Raw genomic sequence first — 16,980 nt, forward strand, 5'->3', positions numbered from 1 at the left:
CTCCTTTCACATATATACCTTTGGTCATCAAAGCGCAATCTGCTGCAAAAATGCATCACAGTCATAGATACTGCCCTTTGCCACATCCTCCAGTCCCTTTACCGCGCCTGCCATATCCTGGGACATCCTCCGGTTAAGGACCTCCAGCAGAAGCGGGAAGTTCACGCCTGTAAAGTGGCTGAACCCGCACTCCCCCTGCAGCTGCATCATGGTGTTAAAGGGGGTTCCGTTCATCAGGTCGGTCAGCACAAGGACTTCCTGTCCCCGGCTTTCCGACTGCAGGATGGACTCTTTAATACGGTACCTTAACCCGTCCACATCGCAGCCAAGTTCCAGGCTGTAAGCCTCCATCTCCTTCTGTTCACCAAATACCAGCGCAGACGCCCTTATGAATTCTTCTGCAAGTCTTCCATGCATGAAAAGTATGATTTTAAACATTTGCCTCTCCTCCCGTTAAATAATTGATAAAACCTGGTATGACATCATCCGGACAATTGTCCAGCAGATATACGATTTTTGAAGAAAACAGCATGAAATCCAGATTGCACATATCTATGTGTACCTCCCTTATGCGTGTCCCCGGGCTGTCCAGGACAAATATGCAATGATTCTTTTTCAGGCCATTAACTGAATATATATATTGGATTCCTTTTAAAGCGGATATCCGGATCAACTCACTGCCCGCCCTGTCAACGGGGCTGTCCGAAGCCCTGATATCACACCCGATATCATGCAGGTCATTGATGATCCTTATGAGTTCCAGGTGATACACGGATGTACTCTCGCTGGTCTTCCAGAACAGTTCCTGGATGTTCTTAAAATCCCTGTTTTCCAGTATGGGGGAGACAAACACATACGGTATGGAATGCTCATCCGTATCCAGCATGGCCGTGGATATGCAGAAGTCATAGGACTCCCTTTTGGCCGTACGGTACCCGTCGCTGGCGCAGGTATCAAAATTCCACTGCGGGAACCTCTGCTGCAGCCTCAGTTTGGTCAGGTTGGCAATGCTTTTGGTCATATCCGTCACAAACAGCACCCTGGCATGCTCGGACTGCCTCACGGTTTCCCCCAGGATATAGAGCATTAAAAAGCTGATTTCGTCCACACTCAGTTCAGGAAGGCCGAACTTCCTGGCCAGTATGCAGCAGATGATCCTGCACACATTAAGCGTGCTCTGATAATCCTTGATCAGAAGCTCCATAAGCGGATTGCTGGCAGGCGTGCGGCCCAGCAGACGCTTCAGCATAAGGTTGATGTGGGAAATCACATTTTCGCAGAAGCTAGGGTTTTCCCTTAAGTTTATATTGGTGATGGTGGTAAATGCATCGATGAAATCTTCACAGAACAGCCGGAACACCTCATCCCCGTTTCCGTTTTCCCCGGTTGTCTCAAACATATGTGTCAGCAGGAATATATTCTTCAGCCAGACACGCTCCGGCAGAGGAAGCTCCATGTGATAATGCCCCCATATCCTGTTACAGACCTCTTCCACTTCATTTTCCAGCGGCCCTGCCAATCCTCCCTGGAATCCCGATGTGCCTGCCTCCGGTTCCATGACGCAGCTGTTTTTCAGGCGGTATACCATAACCAGAAGATTTAGGGATACATTCACAAACTCACTGTCATCAAACCTGTAATCATGCGTCTCCTCCATCCGTCCAAGAAGCTGGTTCACAAAACAGATGTCGTCCTCCCTGAATATGTCCAGGACCGTGCTCAGCGTATCCGGGTGGGGCAGGCTTGCGTCATCTGCCATTTCCCCGTTCCTTACCAGGGCCGCATTGGGATTTAATATCCGGGAAAGGATATACACCACTGCCTGGCGTATGTCCCGCTCCTCACCGGCAATGATGGTCCCGTCCATTGTCTTCCTTATATGCAGTGAAAAACGTCCGAACAGTTTTTCCAAATGCATGAAATCACTGTGGATTGTACTCTTGCTGACATAATACTTATAGGCCAGGGATGCCAGCGATGTATATTCATCTGAATACAGAAGCAGGTTCAGGGCAATATCCATCCTTCTGGAATCCTTTTCCCAGGTCTGCCCGCCTGCGCTCTGTCCTGCATAGGCCAGGTAAGACAGATGGTTATTCAGCTTTCCCTTCTGCTCCCCTCCTATCCTGAGACGGATTCCCACACCGCTTTTCTTATCTATCACTGCCCCGAACTCATCCAGGAACTTCTGCACCTGTTCCAGATCCCTTCGCAGTGTCTTCGACGAGGTATCCAGCTCACCAGCGTAAAAGTCAATGGGCAGGAACTCCTGGTCATGGCTTAAAAGCATATTCATAAATGATATCTGCCTTTTATTCATTCATCATCCTCCTAGCTAGAATTATAGCAATGCACCTGAGAAAAATTAAGGCGGGGGCCTTTTGTAATTATGTCCACATTATTATGGACACGGCTATACACCCGATAATGCCCTATTATATGGCTTTAGGGAATCCAGACAGAATATAGATAGCCAGGCAGTGATTCGTATTGTACTGAAATTTTAATAAAATGAATTGACAGAGGGATAATTTGCAGAAACAGACAGCTGATGCCAGTGAGATGGAAATTGAATATAGATTACAGGATAGAAGCGTTTTGACTATAGTGACAAAAATTGGTCCATAAATACACGGACACCCTCAGTCCTTTCCTTATATCGTGTATAAGGAGGACTGAGGGTGTTTTTATCTGTTACATAATCCTGACATTCTTAAGCGTCCCGGTCTTGGAAAACTGCGTCCATTCGCACACATTCACCGCATGGTCGCCAATCCGCTCCAGGTATTTTGCAACCATCAGAAGGTCAATTCCCTGGTCCGCCTGGCCGGGAGCTGATTTAAGCAGCTCGATGACATCTGTCTTTACCTGATTGAAAAGCATATCCACCTCGTCATCCCGGTCAATGATTTCCAGGGCTGACGTAAGGTCCTGGGCGATGAATGCCTCGATTGCGTCGTGGACCATTTTCTGGGCCGAGGCCGCCATCACCGGCAGATGCTTTACAATGTGGTATGCGTGTTCGCTTTTTATGCGCAGGATAAGTTCCGCGATATCCGACGCATGGTCGCCGATGCGCTCTAAGTCCGTTACCACCTTAAGGGCGGTGGATACCTGGCGCAGGTCGCTGGCAACCGGCTGCTGCCTGAGGATCAGGGACAGGCATCTGGACTCAATGGCCCGCTCCATGTCATTCACCGTGCGGTCGCCTTTAATCACATCCTCTGCCATCATATAATCCTGGTCCTCAAATGCCGTAAATGTCTGTTCAATGGCGCTTTCCACCATGTGGGCCATTTCCTTTAAATCCTGCTTAAGCTCTCCCAGCTCATGCTCATAAGTTACCCTTACACTCATCTGTGATTCCTTTCTTTCTATGCACGCTTACAACCCTGCACTGCACATATCCATACAATGGCAGTCCTGCCCCATCATCCAAAACGTCCTGTGATATAGTCCTCTGTCCTCTTATCCTTTGGCATGGTGAACAGTTCGTCGGTTGCAGCGTATTCCACCACTTCCCCAACCAGGAAGAACGCCGTGTAATCCGCAATCCTGGTGGCCTGCTGCATGTTATGGGTAACAATGGCAACCGTATATTTGCTCTTAAGGTCATCCATCAGGTCTTCTATCTTCAGGGTGGAAATGGGATCCAGGGCCGAGGTCGGCTCATCCATCAAAAGCACCTCCGGCTCCACTGCCAGCGCCCTTGCGATGCACAGACGCTGCTGCTGCCCGCCGGACAGGCCCAGGGCCGACTTCTTCAATCGGTCCGACACCTCATCCCACAGTGCCGCGCCCTTAAGGCTCTGTTCCACAATGGCATCCAGCTGGGCCTTGTTCTTAATGCCGTGGATCCGTGGACCGTATGCCACATTGTCGTATATGCTCATGGGGAATGGATTGGGCTGCTGGAATACCATGCCAATCTTCTTCCTGAGCAATGTGGTGTCCACCTGGGGATCATAGATATCCTCGTCATCCAGACGCACGCTTCCCTCTATCTTCACACCGGGCACCAGGTCATTCATGCGGTTCAGGGTCTTCAGGTAGGTTGACTTGCCGCATCCTGAAGGGCCTATAAAGGCAGTTATCTTATTTTCATATAAATCCAGGCTGACATCCTTCAAGGCGTGGTTCTCGCCATAATACAGGTTCAGGTCCTGGGTTGATATCTTGGTCTTTGTTTCCATCTTCTCTCTCCTTGTCTGACTTCAGGCGTCCAGCCCTGCATGTCTCTTGTGACATTCCATATCAGATACGGTTTTCCGCATTAAACTTATGGGACAGGTATTTGGCCAGCCCGTTGATTCCCAGCACGATTACCAGCAGGACCACGGCCACTCCGAATGCTTCATTGTATTTCGCCTTCTGCATGAACAGGTACAGCTGGATGGTCAGGGTTCCTCCTGATTCCAGTATCTTCCCAAGCAGGTTCTTTGGAAGGTAGTAGCCGCTTCCCGCGGTAAACAGAAGGGCTGCGGATTCCCCCACGATGCGCCCGATTGCCAGGATGACCCCGGTAAGGATTCCGGGCATGGCGCTTGGCAGGAGGATGGTGCGTATCATGTACCATTTGGTGGCCCCGATTCCAAGGGCGCCGTGGCGGTAGCTGTCCGGCACGGTCTTAAGGGCCTCCTGGGTGGTCCTGGTAATCAGCGGAAGGATCATCAGGGTAAGGGTGAGGGCGCCGGTAAGGATGGAATATCCCAGGCCTAAGGTATTTCCAAAGAACACCATTCCAAAAAGGCCGAAGATAATGGAGGGGATGCCTGACAATGTCTCTGTTGTAAATTCAATCAGGCGCACCACTTTTCCAGGTCTGGCGTATTCGTTTAAGTATACGGCTGAACCGATTCCGATAGGTGTTGCAATCAGCAGGGTTATGGCCACGACATAGAGGGTATTGATGATATTGCCCAGGATACCGAAGGTCCCTTTGGTGGCGCTGGAGGCAGTGCTTAAAAACGACCAGGTCACATGGGGTATCCCGCGCACAAATACATATCCCATGATTCCTGCCAGCAGCAGGATGGAAAAGGCCGCGCATCCGTAGATGACGCCGGTGAGGATTACATCCGAGCTTCTCACACGCCTGCCGTATATGCTTTCGTGAAGCGTGGATCTGCGGTTGGCCCGGACCGCCATATCAGATGCCGCATTTCCTGTCATGTTTCCGGTCATATCACCTGTCATTTTTCCTGTCTCCTTTCTTTAAGATCCTGGTCAGGCTTACATTGATGAACATGATGAACCCGAACAGGACCAGGCCGATGGTGAACAGCACCTGCCTGTGAAGTCCGGCCGCGTATCCCATCTCCGACACAATGGCGGTTGTAAGGAAACGCACGGAGTTAAATGGAAGAGGAAGGTTTACCGAGCTTCCCGACACCAGGCTGATGGCCATGGCCTCGCCGATGGCCCTTCCGGTCCCCAGTACAATTGCTGTGATGATACCGGATTTTGCCGCCGGGACAATAACCTGGAATATGGTCTGGATCTTCGTTGCCCCAAGGGCCAGGGACGCGCTCCTCAGATGGCCCGGCACAGCCCGCAGGGAGGATTCGCTTATATTGATTACAGTGGGAAGGATCATCAGGGCCAGCACCAGCACCGCGGATATCAGGTTGGCGCCCCCGGTAAACTGGTGGCTTTCGGAACCTTTGAAGATGATCAGTTCCAGTTTATACATAAGTGGATTCAGTATCAGTATGCCCAGCAGTCCGTAGATGACCGACGGGATGCCTGCTAACAGTTCCACGGCGGGACGGACAACATCCGCCACCTTCCTTGGCGCCACCTCCGCCAGGAAGATGGCTGTCATGACGCCGATGGGAACGCCGATCAGGATGGCCAGGAATGTTCCTGCAATAGAGGTCAGTATGACATACAGGATACCGAAGCTGGGGGAAGCCGCCGCGGGCTGCCATAATGTCCCGAACAGGATTTCCAGTATACCCACCTTAAACAGCGCAGGCGTACCGCTGATGACCATATATAATGTTATGGAAGCAACAGCCAGCACAGCGAAAAAGCCGCAGGCGGTGAAGATTGCCTGTGCAGCTTTCTCGACTGCGGACTTGCTGCCATGATGGGAACGTATGGAAAATGTGTCCGCTCTCATGCAGGTAAGTCTCCTTTCATATCCGGATTATTTGTCAACTGCAATCAGTCCGACGGACTTTACGATTTCCGTTCCTTCGTCTGAGTAGATGTAGTCAAACAGTGCCTTTACAAGGTCGCTCTGCTCACTGATCTCACCCTTGGTTGCCATTACGAAGGGACGGCTTAAGAAATAGCTGCCTGCCTTGATGTTTTCTTCTGTCGGTTCTGCGCCTTCCAGTTTAAGGGCTTTTACGGAATCATCCAGGACATCCAGGGACACGTATCCAATGGCGCCTGGTGTGGAGGCAACCTTTGCCATGACAGCGCCTGTGCTGTCCAGTTCATTGCTGTATCTGCAGATGTCTTCCAGCTTTAACAGTTCTTCAAATGCGCTTCTTGTACCGGAACCTGATTCACGTCCAACCACTACGATTGGTGCATCGCTGCCGCCGACATCCTTCCAGTTTGTCACTTTTCCTTCATATATATCGGATAACTGCTGTTTGGTCAGGTCCTCTACCGTATTGGCCGGGTCAATCACAACTGCGATTCCGTCGATTGCAACGATATTTTCAGCAACGCCGTTGGCCTTTTCCTCGTCCTTTAAGTTTCTGGAGGAATTACCGATATCCGCCGTGCCGTTGGAAACCGCCTCAACACCTGCGCCGGAACCAACAAACTCTGCTGTAACCGTTACATTGGGATATTTCTCCATAAAGGACTCGCTCAGCGCATTGGCGAATTTCTCCATGGATGTGGAACCTACCATACTGATGGAACCGCTTAAGTCTGCTGCTGCTTCAGAACCGGCTGCTTCGGATGTCCCTGCCGCTTCACTGGTATCGGCCTGTGCCCCGGTTGTTGTTACTGACCCTGCCGTGGTGGCCGGAGCCGTCGTGGTTGTCTCTCCTGCAGAACTCCCGCATCCTGCCAGCATTCCCATTGCAAGCATTGCAGAACCCATAAGTGCCATTATCTTTTTGCTGTTCATTTTCATAATACTCTGCCTCCGATTTTTCTGCGAAATTCAAATACGTTTTCATCTTCGTCTTTTCTTTTTGTACTTCCGATTACATTTTGGAGTATACAAAAGTTTTACATTTGCTGAAAGCAAGGTATGGTATAGATTTTGTAAAATCTGCGTAAAGCCGCAATACCCATGTGTATTTAGCTAAAGTGCACAATTTTTTTTATTTTCCTTATACACATTAGACATTTACATCCCTATGAGATTATGATAAATTTATATCAGAAAATAGATATGAGGTAATACCTCTTATCTTTAAAAGAAAAATATGGAGGATACAATGGACAAATCAATTGATATCAGGAACTTAAAACGCTGCGCTGAGATTTCCAGGGAGTCACGGGCAGGAGGAAACACTCCTTTTGGCGCGCTTCTTGCTGATAAGGAAGGCAATATCCTGCTGGAACAGCCCAATGTGGAGATTACGGAGAATAAATGCACGGGACACGCAGAGACACAGGTGGCAGAAAAGGCGTCCCAGCAGTATTCCAAGGAATTCTTAAAAGACTGTACCCTTTACACCACGGCAGAACCTTGCGCCATGTGCGCCGGGGCCATTTACTGGGCCGGCATCGGCCGGGTGGTGTATGGCATGTCTGAGAAGGACCTGCTGGCGCACACAGGGGCCGACCCCCAGAACCCAACCTTTGACCTGCCCTGCCGTGAGGTATTTGCAAGGGGACAGAAGGAGATTGAGGTTGTGGGTCCGTTCCCGGAGCTGGTGGAAGAGATTGCCGGTGTGCATGAGGGATATTGGAATAACTAAGACGTGTTCAGGAACTGAATCATGTATTGGAATGGAGGATATGAGATGGAACAGCAGAACCAGAACCAGGCCGCGGACACGGAATTTTCCCGCTGCGCCGTACCTGCGGATCAGAGAAAAACCTATTTCAGCCTAACCATTGTATGGACTGGCTTTGTATTTGTAATAACCAGCATGATGGCTGGCGGCGGTCTTGCAGCCGGCATGGATTTTAAACATATCATACTGGCCACACTGGGAGGCAACGTTTTCCTAAGCATCATTGCGGTATTGATTAGTATCATCGCCTGTAAGACAGGGCTTACCTTTGCACTGCTGACCAGGTACAGCTTTGGCTCCACCGGCTCCAAGGCGGCTTCCATCTTCGTGCCTGTGGTGAACCTGGGCTGGTACACCATCCAGGCCGCCACCTACGGACATTTCGTGGCCCAGGTGTTCCATATGGGGCAGGTAGGAGAAGGTATCTGTATGGCTGTCAGCGCCATTGTCATGGGAATCTTTGCCATGTGCGGCATAGGCGCAATTACCATTCTTGGCTATATTGCAATCCCGGCCATTGTATTCCTGTCCATTGCAACAGCCATCCGCTCCTTAGGCGTCATCGGCGGCATGGATGCCCTGTTTGCCTACGTTCCATCCTCTGACATGCCTCTGTTCACAGGCATCACGGCTGTCATCGGCACATGGGTCCTGTCCACAGCCACCTGTATTGCGGATATCATGCGGTATGCCAAGGACACAAAGGCAGCTGTCTCCGCCACCCTTACCGGGCTTCTGGGCGGCAACATCCTGATGATTGTCTGCGGCGCCATTGCAGCCATTGCCATGCAGAACAGCGACCTGACGGTCATCCTTCTGGGATTCGGCCTGGTCATCCCAAGCCTGATCCTGATGACAACCAATATCTTCACCACCAACGCGGCAAACCTGTACTCCACATCCCTGAACCTTTCCAATGCATTCAAGATGGAGCGCAAGAAAATGCTGGCAATCCTGCTGGTGCTGTCCGCACTGGCAACCCTGACCAGACCATACGAAATCGGCTTCCTGTTCACATTCCTGAACATACTGGGAACCGTTGTCCCGCCCTTATCAGGAATCATCCTTTCCGATTACTTCCTGGTACATAAAGGCCGCTATGCTGCCTACGATAAAGCCAGCTTCTGCAAATGGAATCCTGTTCCATGGATTACCTGGGCCATCTCCATTGCGCTGGTGTACATGATTCCCTTCGGACTTCCATCCTTAAACGGAATCATACTTGGGGCAGTCCTCTATACCGCGCTTATGGCTGTAAGTAAGCAGCGGGTAACCACTAACCTGGCAGAAGAAGCATAGAAAGAGGGGGATATCAGATGGACAGATATAAATTCAGCGCGTTGATCGGCACCGTGATTATGGGCATTGGCTCCTTTATGGGATGCCTGGCTGAGAATCCTGTATTCATCCATACAGGAAATGCTCTTTTGGTTGTAAGCATCCTGATTATGATATATGGGTATTCCAGGTGGCAGCCATAAGTATGGACTGAATGGGAACATGAAGGCAGCCAGATGGGGAATCCGGTTGCCTTGACAGATAGACACTTATACACTTATGGGGGCATCCTCCCGGACGGTTTCTGGTCCGGGAGGATGCCCCCTGAAACATTACGAATCTTTTTTTGCATTATTGTTTTCGTAGGATAAATATTAAAACCATGCTTTGGTTGATGTCTGCCGTTTCAGCCACATATTACATAACTAAAACGAAGGCTCATCATCCCGCCTATAAACCTGTATTCAGCATTTCGTCCATACAAATCTTGGCCCTTCCTCCCCCATCACCCCAGTTGGTACGAACCCTGCCTTCAGAAGGACCCTTTGTGAAGCAATGTTGTTGGAATCGGTTTCTGATTCAATACAGGATACGCCCTCTTGAGTGATTGCCCATTTAGCCATGGCGGTAACAGCCTCTGTCATCAACCCCCTGCCTTCATAATCTTCTTTCATTCCGTAGCCGATTTCTACGCTCCCATTATCATTTAATCCCTTAAAGCACAGGTCCCCAACGATTTGTCCGCTACCATCGTTAAGCTGCATGAACCATATGGTGTGCCAAATACGCTGTTCAGGTGATTTTTTACAGCCGGCAAGCATTTCCATGTATGCCCTTTTCATTTCCCCGTTGGTTTCCTGCTCGATTTTTAATTTCATTTCATCGTCAGAAATTGGGAATATGGACATTCTTTCGGTTGTTACCATTATCATTGCAATCACTTCCTTTCAAAATATAACATTTCAATCTGACCTGTATGATAAATCCTATCCTGATATAGCCGCCTGACTAATCATTCCCCCGGAAATAACTCCTTCATCCTGTTTTCTACTTTTTCATCCAGCCCCTTCAAAACATCCTGATTATTCCCATCTGCCCTCTTAAGGTATTCCTGCGCCTTTTCTTCCGAGATGCCTTTGATATCAGTAAGCCGGCCATCTGAGTTCCTTATGGCTGATAAACTGACGGTTCCTGCTTCGTCATACCAGAATGATTCAAAAGAACCGTCAGGCAGTTCATCTGCAAGAAGTTTTACACGCTGGCCATTATAATATAGTATCTGACCATCTGCTGAAACAGTGATTCCATAGGATGAATATTGATTAAATTTGTTTTTGCCTGCCATATCAACCGTTGTTTCTGCTGCTGTATCCTTTGCTATACTCTTTATTTCATTCTCTTCTATATCTTGGGTTCCTCCGCCATCCATATCCTGCGATACTTTTTTAGAATGGTCCTGAGAGTTGGGGGCTTGAGTGTTACGGTCATCGGCAAAGAAAGCAGAACAGTATTCCTGCGCTTTTTCCCTTGAGATACGTTCAATCCCGGTAATATTGCCGGATGCATTCCTGCTGACAGACAGATTAACTGTACCTGCTTCGTCCAAAAAGAAGGCTTCCGCATCCGAATGTCCATCCATAAAAAGCCGTACCCTCTCCCCGTTATACAGCAGCATTTCCCCATCATCTGAAACAGTAATCCCATAGGATGAATATACGGCATAGGTTTCAGGGTTGGGGTGGAACTTGTAACCATAAGAAAACTCTGGGGAAACCACGATATCTTCTTTTATAGGTCCGGGCGTTCCCTTTGTCTCCGCCTTTGCCGTAAAAGCAGAACCCGTACCCAGGGTGAGTACCAAAGCGGCACAGAGAACCGCAATCCCTGATTTCTTTTTACTCATATCCATAATTGAAACAATCCTTTCCTTCAGGCTTTGCCTGGATCCATAAAAATTAGTTGACAGCGCGGTCCTATGTCCCGATTGGTACCTGACCACACCGATAATTGTTTCACTGTAATACTGCCGTACATCCGGATCCGCACTGCGTATGACTTCCTTGTCACAGGATAATTCACATTGGATATCAATGGCCTTTGCCATCATGTAAACAATGGGATTGAACCAATGGACGGCGGTTGCAGCCAGTACCAGACATTTATACCATAAGTCCCCGCGCCTGTAGTGTATCAGTTCATGCTTCAGGATGAAACAGAGTTCATCTTCTGAAAAATCCGCTTTGGGCAGCAGTATACGCGGGCTTATAAAGCCTACCATCATAGGGGTCCCAATACTGCCGCAAACCTTCAGTCCCATGGGCCTTGATAATCCCATCCCCGCTTTCAGGTTTTGTAATAACGTCAGGGTCCGGTTGTCCGTGACGTCTTCACTCCACCTGGCCGCTAATTTCAAAAAACGGTAATGCCGGATCATATGATACATAAGAAATGCAATCATTCCCACCATCCATATTACCGCCGTAATCTGCCACCCAGTCATGTGCGGCAGGGTGGAGGGCAGATAATCAACAGGCATGGCCTCCGGTATCCCTGTCCCGGTGCGGATAACAGGCGCCGCCGGATGGACCGGCACATGGACCCTGACCACTGCGTTGCCAGTCTGGGGGCGGAACGGGATAATCAGCCCAAGCACAATCACAAGCCATGTATAATAACGGCCTGTTACAGAATAGCGCTTTGCCAGAAACGGGGTTACTGCCATGTAAAAAAGTGCAAGTGCCGACATGGTAACGGAGCATACCGCCAGCGTAATCAGAAAGCCCTGCATATTAATTCCTCCGTTCTTTGGCCCATGTCAACAGCTCGTCAATATCCTTGTCCGTAAGGGCCTCATCATCATACAAGGTGTTAATCAGGTTAAAAAGAGAGCTGTTGTGATACTGCTTCATGAAATTGCCAGTTTCAAACTTCAGGTAATCTTCTTTACTTACAAGCGGGAAATAGGTACGCTCTTTTCCATGTTTTTCAGAACGCAGGAACCCCCGCTCAACCAGACGGAGCATAAGGGTAACAACGGTCTGTATCTTCCACTCTTTTTCTTTTCCTAACTGCTCCCTGACAGATGTGGTGGTCACGGGCGGCTCATTGTCCCATATTACCTTCATCACGTCAAACTCTGCGTCCGGCAGTTTTTTTAACTTTTCCATAGAATCAGCTCCTTTAAGACAATTGTCTTTCTTTTATACTACATCCGTCTTAAATCAATGTCAAGGTATTTATGAAAATGATTCTGAGATTTTTGATAATACTTCCGAACTTTTTGAAAATGCTTTCGAAATCTTTGATAATACTTCCGCCATCCGCCCCTATGCCAGCTATCATGCAGAAACGCCGCCCATGATGTCATGTTGGGCGGCGTTGTCTGTTGGTCAACCATATATTTGGATTTTATATCTGACTCAGATATTACAATCCATTCAGATATCATGATGAATCCACATGTTTCACCTGTATTTATCCTGTAACCAGGAATACCCCGTAGTCCTTCGGCAGTCTCATACGGATCTGATACTGCGTTCCATTTCCATCCCTTTTCTCCTCCACAACCTGGGCAGGTTCTATGGCTCCTGTATATGTATCCCAGATTTCCGGAAGGATTCCGGAACACACCTGCACGGTTATCTCCTGTACCTCATCCGTATAATTTACAAAATAATACTTTGTTCCCTGGTCCTCAAATGCAGTCCATGAGACTCCGCTCATATCCTCCCCGGTATGGATATAGGGGTCAATCACCCAGTCCGGATAGTGAAGTAAATTCTTCTTTAGACCGTCTGTCCCTTCCACAATCCTCATACCCTGGGGAACAGCCTCCAAAAGCCACATAAGAAGCGCCTTTGTGTCCATGTCCTCAAAAAATGATGTGTTGGGCGCATCCATGATCCGCTTCATGATTTCCTTCAGCTCCCCATCCTGGGCTTCCATCATACTGTATTCAGGGACTGTTTCCATCACTGCGATATAGCCGCCCTGGGCAGCAAATTCCTCCAGCATCCTGGCGCTCTCCAGCGGAAGCACCTGGCACATGGGCAGGACAAATGCAGCGTATTGCTGGTTTGTATTTTTATTTACCAGCCTGCCATTTTCCACCTTGAACTGGTCCGTGGCGTCAGAGGGGAACACGGTAAAATCCCTGTTATGCTCCTGCAGTTCATTTAACAATATCTGTTCCTGCCTGTCAATGTGCGCCGCCTGTTCTCCCTGAATCAGCGGCCCCATGTGGAAGCCATGGGTAAATCCCTGGTCCGGGATATAATGAAGCCAGAAGCTTTCTACCGGATGGTAAATCAGGACCTCTGTCTTCCTTACGCTGTCCTTAATCATGCCATAGGTCCTGCGGCACATGGCATTGGCCTGCCCCATCTTCTCCCAGCCCTTCCACTGGAAAAACTGTGAAGGAGGCCAGTCATCCTTCCTCCCGTCCCGGATGGAGTAAAAAAATGCATGGTTCGTAATGGTATTTACCCCCTGGGAATAAAGCCAGGAAATGGTGCGGATGTATTCCTCAAAGGTCAGATCCCATCCATTGGCCGCAAAGGCCTCACAGGCCAGCCCCTTTTTCCCGTATACCTCGGCTGCCGAGGACGCAAAACGGATGTTTAAGCTTCCGATTCCTTTACCAAGATGGTCCACCCCCGGCCTTGTCATCTCACGGAACTGGCGCATCAGCTCTCCGTTATACCGGACCTGGGCAGCCACATTTTCCTCTCCCAGAAGGTGGGGGCAGTAGTCTATCCCATGGGCTTCACACCAGCCCCGAAGCCTCTTATGGTAATTATCCCGGTACATATCCGCTATCAGGTTAAAGTAATGGCAGCGGGTACGGCCAGCCCTGACTCCCGGCAGGACCAGGTCAGGCAGCCGCTCCTCAAGCCGGTAGCCGTATCTATCCTCGAATGCAGCAAGAAGGCTGCCAGTCCATGGAAATGCATGGCAGAACCTGCTTTCGTCATCAAAGCCCGCGGTAATGACTTTGCCGAATGCATCTGCAAACCGTTCATGATATGCCTCGTATGTGGCTTCAATGAATTTGTCAGCTGCATCCGGGTTCAGGTAGTCAGGGTCATAAAATCCTTCCTTCTGAAACAGCTCTGTCAGCACCTTGGCTTCGAATACCACCGTATCCCTGTCCCTGATGATTTCAAAATCATTCTCCGACAGGTTAAACAGATGACCCGAGTCATCATCCGGCTGAAACTGCCTGACATCCAGCGGTTCCATTGTGCCTGCGTCATAGACAAACAGGTTGTCAATGTCCTTTTTGCCCTGATAATCATTCGTGATGTATTCCTTGACATCCAGGTTCATCTCCCTGAGCATGGTGGGCTGGATGCGGAACCTTGTATTGGCAGGCACGAAAAAACGTTGAATCGAAAGATACTTTTCGCGCAGCTCCTCGTTCTTTGTCACCTCCCCATTGGCAATCCCGGAAGGCCAGTTAAATTCATCATAAAGCCACATGGTCTCGCCGTGCCGTGCCTTGTAATCAATGACGGTCTGCATATGCTCCATCCAGTCCTGATCCAGATAACCGCCTTCAAACCCGGTTCTTGCATGGGGGGCATTACATGTAATCCCTTTTTCAGTCATTAAGGACAGCTGCTTTTCCAGCTCTGCTTTTTCCAGCCTGTCATTCCAGAACCACAGAGGGGACTGGGCCTCGTTGTACTCCAAAACTCCTTTTGGATCTGCAAAATCTTCTTTCTTCATATTACCCATTATCTTTCCTTTACTGTGCCATACCGGCTTTTTCATAATAAGTAAGGAATTCATCCACATTGGAGCTGTCAATATAAGCCGCGTCAAATGTCAGATCCTCACAGTCCCCAGGCTTCATTTCCCCGCTTACCAGCTTCTGTATCCGTTCAAGGGCCGCCTCTGCATAGTCATTGGAGTCCTGATATGCGGATGCCTGGATAGAACCTTCCTTGATGCCTTTGCATCCCTGGTACAGACCGTCAATGCCATATACCAGCACATGGCCGGCGTCGGCAGTCATACCGGCTCCACGCAGGGCCTCAATGGCTCCCAGGGCCATATCGTCATTTTCAGAAACAACGCCGTTAATCTTGTCGCCGTAAGCAGTAATCCAATCCTCCATACAGGTCATGGCATCTGCTTTCTGGAACTTCTGGAATTTCTCATCCAGGATTGTGATATCGTCACGTCCGGCATCCTCCAGGGCCGCATGGAAGCCCTTGCCCCTCATCACGGAACCGGACCAGCCCTCAATCCCCCTTAAGAGCACCACATTGGCGTTCTCCGGCAGTTCCTGGGCCGCCTTCTCAGCAACCAGGTAACCCAGGTCATACTCAGAACATACCCAGGTGGAGACCACGCCGTGGTTATCCTCAAAATCATTGGCATACATGACAACGCTTGTGCCCTTATCCATCAGCTGCTTAAAGGCATCCAGCTGCGTTACATTGCAGGCATAGATGACCAGCCCGTAATCCCCCGCCGTGCGTATCTGCTCCAGACATTCAAGGCCCTTGGCGTCATCCCCGTTTGTGTCGAATAAGTCACAGGTAAATCCATTGGCTGCCAGCAGCTCCTGGGCCTTTACCGCGGTCTGGTGATGCCATGCATCGGACTGGATCGTAACCCACGCCACCTTTGTTCCCGCAAGCCCCTCGGGAACAGCCATTTCCTGGCCGGACGCCTCTGCCGGTACAGCCCCTGACGCCGGTGCATTCCCCTTCTTTCCACATCCCGACAGCATACCCACTGCCATTACTGCTGCCAAAAGTAACACGATTTTCTTTTTCATATGATTCCTTCTCCTTTATTATGATGTACGTTTTGAACGGGTGAACGTATCCAGACCAACTGCCAGGATAATCACCAGGCCGTTGATTACCTGCTGCATATAGGAATTTACCCCCATCAGGTTCAGGATATTATTAATGATGCCGATTACAACCGCACCAATCACCGCTCCCCATGCATTGCCTGTCCCTCCTGCAAATCCGATGCCGCCGATGACCGCGGCAGCAATTCCCAGTCCTTCATACCCTTGCGCCCCGGCCGGTGTTCCGGCATTAATCCTGGAACAGTAAACAATTCCCGCAAGTCCTGTAAATGCGCCTGCCACCATGTATGCATAAATTGTATATTTGCGCAGGCTGATGCCGGAAGCCCTGGCAGCCTCGCGGTTTCCTCCCACCGCATAGAAATTCCGCCCCAGACGCGTCCTGTCTAACAACACCCAGAATACCACTGCGCACAACAGCATGATCAGCACCGGGTTGGGAACCGGCCCCACATATCCCTGGCCTATTACTTTAAAGTTCTCCCCTGTCTCCGTGATTGTCATGCCGCCCGTCAGCATATATACGGCGCCGCGCACGGACATCTGCATGCCAAGGGTCGCCACAAAAGGGGGAATGTTAAAATATGCCACGATTATTCCGGATACCGTATTGATTATCACGCCTACCAAAACCGCCACAAGCACTGCCAGCAGCAGGGATTCCGTTGCCGTGTATACAAAGATGGACATACACCCTGAAAACACAAGGGTGGATGCTGCCGCAAGGTCCAGGTTCCCCGAGATGATGCACACGGATTCTGCGAATGCCAAAAGGGCATACACGGAAATCTGCCTTAGTATATTGATGATATTCTCTACGGTCAGGAACCTGTCGTTCATACAGGTACAGATGACCATGAAAATTAAAGTAATAAAATAAATACTATATCTTGTCACAAAATTAATTGCCTGTTTACTGCTTGCCTTTCCCAT

The 16,980-nt window shown here is 49.6% G+C and carries 16 protein-coding genes; 3 read left to right on the top strand and 13 right to left on the bottom strand.

What is annotated here, in order from left to right; translation table 11 throughout:
- Window positions 1-27: 27 nt before the first annotated feature.
- The 7 genes from LK536_RS34850 to LK536_RS34880 form a co-directional block, all read right to left on the bottom strand.
- Window positions 28-438: a PTS sugar transporter subunit IIA gene (locus tag LK536_RS34850; protein ID WP_025484409.1), complete on the bottom strand. Its 411-nt coding sequence runs from the start codon at window positions 436-438 to the stop codon at window positions 28-30.
- A complete protein-coding gene (locus LK536_RS34855; RefSeq protein WP_227794630.1) occupies window positions 431-2,320 on the bottom strand; it encodes a BglG family transcription antiterminator in 1,890 nt (629 codons plus the stop codon). Before LK536_RS34855 ends, LK536_RS34850 begins: the two co-directional genes overlap by 8 nt.
- Before the next feature lie 374 nt (window positions 2,321-2,694).
- On the bottom strand, window positions 2,695-3,357 hold the full coding sequence (phoU, locus tag LK536_RS34860; protein ID WP_034577076.1) for a phosphate signaling complex protein PhoU: 663 nt from the start codon (window positions 3,355-3,357) through the stop codon (window positions 2,695-2,697).
- A 74-nt stretch (window positions 3,358-3,431) separates the two neighbouring features.
- Window positions 3,432-4,193, bottom strand: coding sequence for a phosphate ABC transporter ATP-binding protein PstB (gene pstB / locus LK536_RS34865; RefSeq protein ID WP_008723664.1), 762 nt, complete (start codon window positions 4,191-4,193; stop codon window positions 3,432-3,434).
- Between the two features lie 61 nt (window positions 4,194-4,254).
- Window positions 4,255-5,196, bottom strand: a complete 942-nt coding sequence (gene pstA / locus LK536_RS34870; protein ID WP_331472048.1) for a phosphate ABC transporter permease PstA — start codon at window positions 5,194-5,196, stop codon at window positions 4,255-4,257.
- On the bottom strand, window positions 5,186-6,124 hold the full coding sequence (pstC, locus tag LK536_RS34875) for a phosphate ABC transporter permease subunit PstC (protein ID WP_008723660.1): 939 nt from the start codon (window positions 6,122-6,124) through the stop codon (window positions 5,186-5,188). Before pstC ends, pstA begins: the two co-directional genes overlap by 11 nt.
- Before the next feature lie 27 nt (window positions 6,125-6,151).
- Window positions 6,152-7,102, bottom strand: coding sequence for a phosphate ABC transporter substrate-binding protein (locus LK536_RS34880; protein ID WP_227794631.1), 951 nt, complete (start codon window positions 7,100-7,102; stop codon window positions 6,152-6,154).
- A gap of 310 nt (window positions 7,103-7,412) precedes the next feature.
- On the opposite strand from LK536_RS34880, the gene LK536_RS34885 reads away from it, so the two are divergent.
- Genes LK536_RS34885 through LK536_RS34895 form a run of 3 tightly spaced genes read left to right on the top strand, consistent with a single transcriptional unit; the run spans window position 7,413 to window position 9,418 of the window.
- Window positions 7,413-7,898 carry a nucleoside deaminase gene (locus LK536_RS34885; protein WP_025484426.1) on the top strand — a complete coding sequence of 162 codons (486 nt, stop codon included), beginning with the start codon at window positions 7,413-7,415 and terminating at the stop codon, window positions 7,896-7,898.
- Window positions 7,899-7,919: 21 nt separating this feature from the next.
- Window positions 7,920-9,236 (top strand): cytosine permease, encoded by a 1,317-nt coding sequence (locus LK536_RS34890; protein ID WP_227794632.1) that lies wholly within the window; start codon window positions 7,920-7,922, stop codon window positions 9,234-9,236.
- Between the two features lie 17 nt (window positions 9,237-9,253).
- Entirely contained in the window at window positions 9,254-9,418 is a 165-nt protein-coding gene (locus LK536_RS34895; protein WP_168164735.1) for a hypothetical protein, read from the top strand.
- Window positions 9,419-9,679: 261 nt separating this feature from the next.
- On the opposite strand, the gene LK536_RS34900 is transcribed toward LK536_RS34895, so the two are convergent.
- The 6 genes from LK536_RS34900 to LK536_RS34925 all read right to left on the bottom strand — a co-directional run bounded on the left by LK536_RS34900 (window position 9,680) and on the right by LK536_RS34925 (window position 16,980).
- Complete coding sequence (locus LK536_RS34900) at window positions 9,680-10,147, bottom strand: GNAT family N-acetyltransferase (RefSeq protein WP_227794633.1); 468 nt, start codon at window positions 10,145-10,147, stop codon at window positions 9,680-9,682.
- A gap of 80 nt (window positions 10,148-10,227) precedes the next feature.
- Entirely contained in the window at window positions 10,228-12,003 is a 1,776-nt protein-coding gene (locus tag LK536_RS34905) for a M56 family metallopeptidase (protein ID WP_227794634.1), read from the bottom strand.
- Between the two features lies 1 nt (window position 12,004).
- Window positions 12,005-12,382: a BlaI/MecI/CopY family transcriptional regulator gene (locus LK536_RS34910; RefSeq protein ID WP_008723649.1), complete on the bottom strand. Its 378-nt coding sequence runs from the start codon at window positions 12,380-12,382 to the stop codon at window positions 12,005-12,007.
- A gap of 307 nt (window positions 12,383-12,689) precedes the next feature.
- Window positions 12,690-14,945 carry a glycosyl hydrolase gene (locus tag LK536_RS34915; protein WP_227794635.1) on the bottom strand — a complete coding sequence of 752 codons (2,256 nt, stop codon included), beginning with the start codon at window positions 14,943-14,945 and terminating at the stop codon, window positions 12,690-12,692.
- Window positions 14,946-14,964: 19 nt separating this feature from the next.
- Entirely contained in the window at window positions 14,965-16,005 is a 1,041-nt protein-coding gene (locus LK536_RS34920) for a sugar ABC transporter substrate-binding protein (RefSeq protein ID WP_227794636.1), read from the bottom strand.
- 18 nt (window positions 16,006-16,023) lie between these two features.
- A complete protein-coding gene (locus tag LK536_RS34925; RefSeq protein WP_227794637.1) occupies window positions 16,024-16,980 on the bottom strand; it encodes an ABC transporter permease in 957 nt (318 codons plus the stop codon).

It is taken from the genome of Clostridium pacaense (assembly GCF_020709765.2).
Classification (GTDB): Bacteria; Bacillota; Clostridia; order Lachnospirales; family Lachnospiraceae; genus Enterocloster; species Enterocloster hominis.

Coding starts and splice junctions, on each gene's coding strand:
- LK536_RS34850 (WP_025484409.1), bottom strand. CDS start 438: ATGTTTAAAATCATACTTTTCATGCATGGAAGACTTGCAGAAGAATTC.
- LK536_RS34855 (WP_227794630.1), bottom strand. CDS start 2,320: ATGAATAAAAGGCAGATATCATTTATGAATATGCTTTTAAGCCATGAC.
- phoU (WP_034577076.1), bottom strand. CDS start 3,357: ATGAGTGTAAGGGTAACTTATGAGCATGAGCTGGGAGAGCTTAAGCAG.
- pstB (WP_008723664.1), bottom strand. CDS start 4,193: ATGGAAACAAAGACCAAGATATCAACCCAGGACCTGAACCTGTATTAT.
- pstA (WP_331472048.1), bottom strand. CDS start 5,196: ATGACAGGTGATATGACCGGAAACATGACAGGAAATGCGGCATCTGAT.
- pstC (WP_008723660.1), bottom strand. CDS start 6,124: ATGAGAGCGGACACATTTTCCATACGTTCCCATCATGGCAGCAAGTCC.
- LK536_RS34880 (WP_227794631.1), bottom strand. CDS start 7,102: ATGAAAATGAACAGCAAAAAGATAATGGCACTTATGGGTTCTGCAATG.
- LK536_RS34885 (WP_025484426.1), top strand. CDS start 7,413: ATGGACAAATCAATTGATATCAGGAACTTAAAACGCTGCGCTGAGATT.
- LK536_RS34890 (WP_227794632.1), top strand. CDS start 7,920: ATGTATTGGAATGGAGGATATGAGATGGAACAGCAGAACCAGAACCAG.
- LK536_RS34895 (WP_168164735.1), top strand. CDS start 9,254: ATGGACAGATATAAATTCAGCGCGTTGATCGGCACCGTGATTATGGGC.
- LK536_RS34900 (WP_227794633.1), bottom strand. CDS start 10,147: ATGATAATGGTAACAACCGAAAGAATGTCCATATTCCCAATTTCTGAC.
- LK536_RS34905 (WP_227794634.1), bottom strand. CDS start 12,003: ATGCAGGGCTTTCTGATTACGCTGGCGGTATGCTCCGTTACCATGTCG.
- LK536_RS34910 (WP_008723649.1), bottom strand. CDS start 12,382: ATGGAAAAGTTAAAAAAACTGCCGGACGCAGAGTTTGACGTGATGAAG.
- LK536_RS34915 (WP_227794635.1), bottom strand. CDS start 14,945: ATGAAGAAAGAAGATTTTGCAGATCCAAAAGGAGTTTTGGAGTACAAC.
- LK536_RS34920 (WP_227794636.1), bottom strand. CDS start 16,005: ATGAAAAAGAAAATCGTGTTACTTTTGGCAGCAGTAATGGCAGTGGGT.
- LK536_RS34925 (WP_227794637.1), bottom strand. CDS start 16,980: ATGGGAAAGGCAAGCAGTAAACAGGCAATTAATTTTGTGACAAGATAT.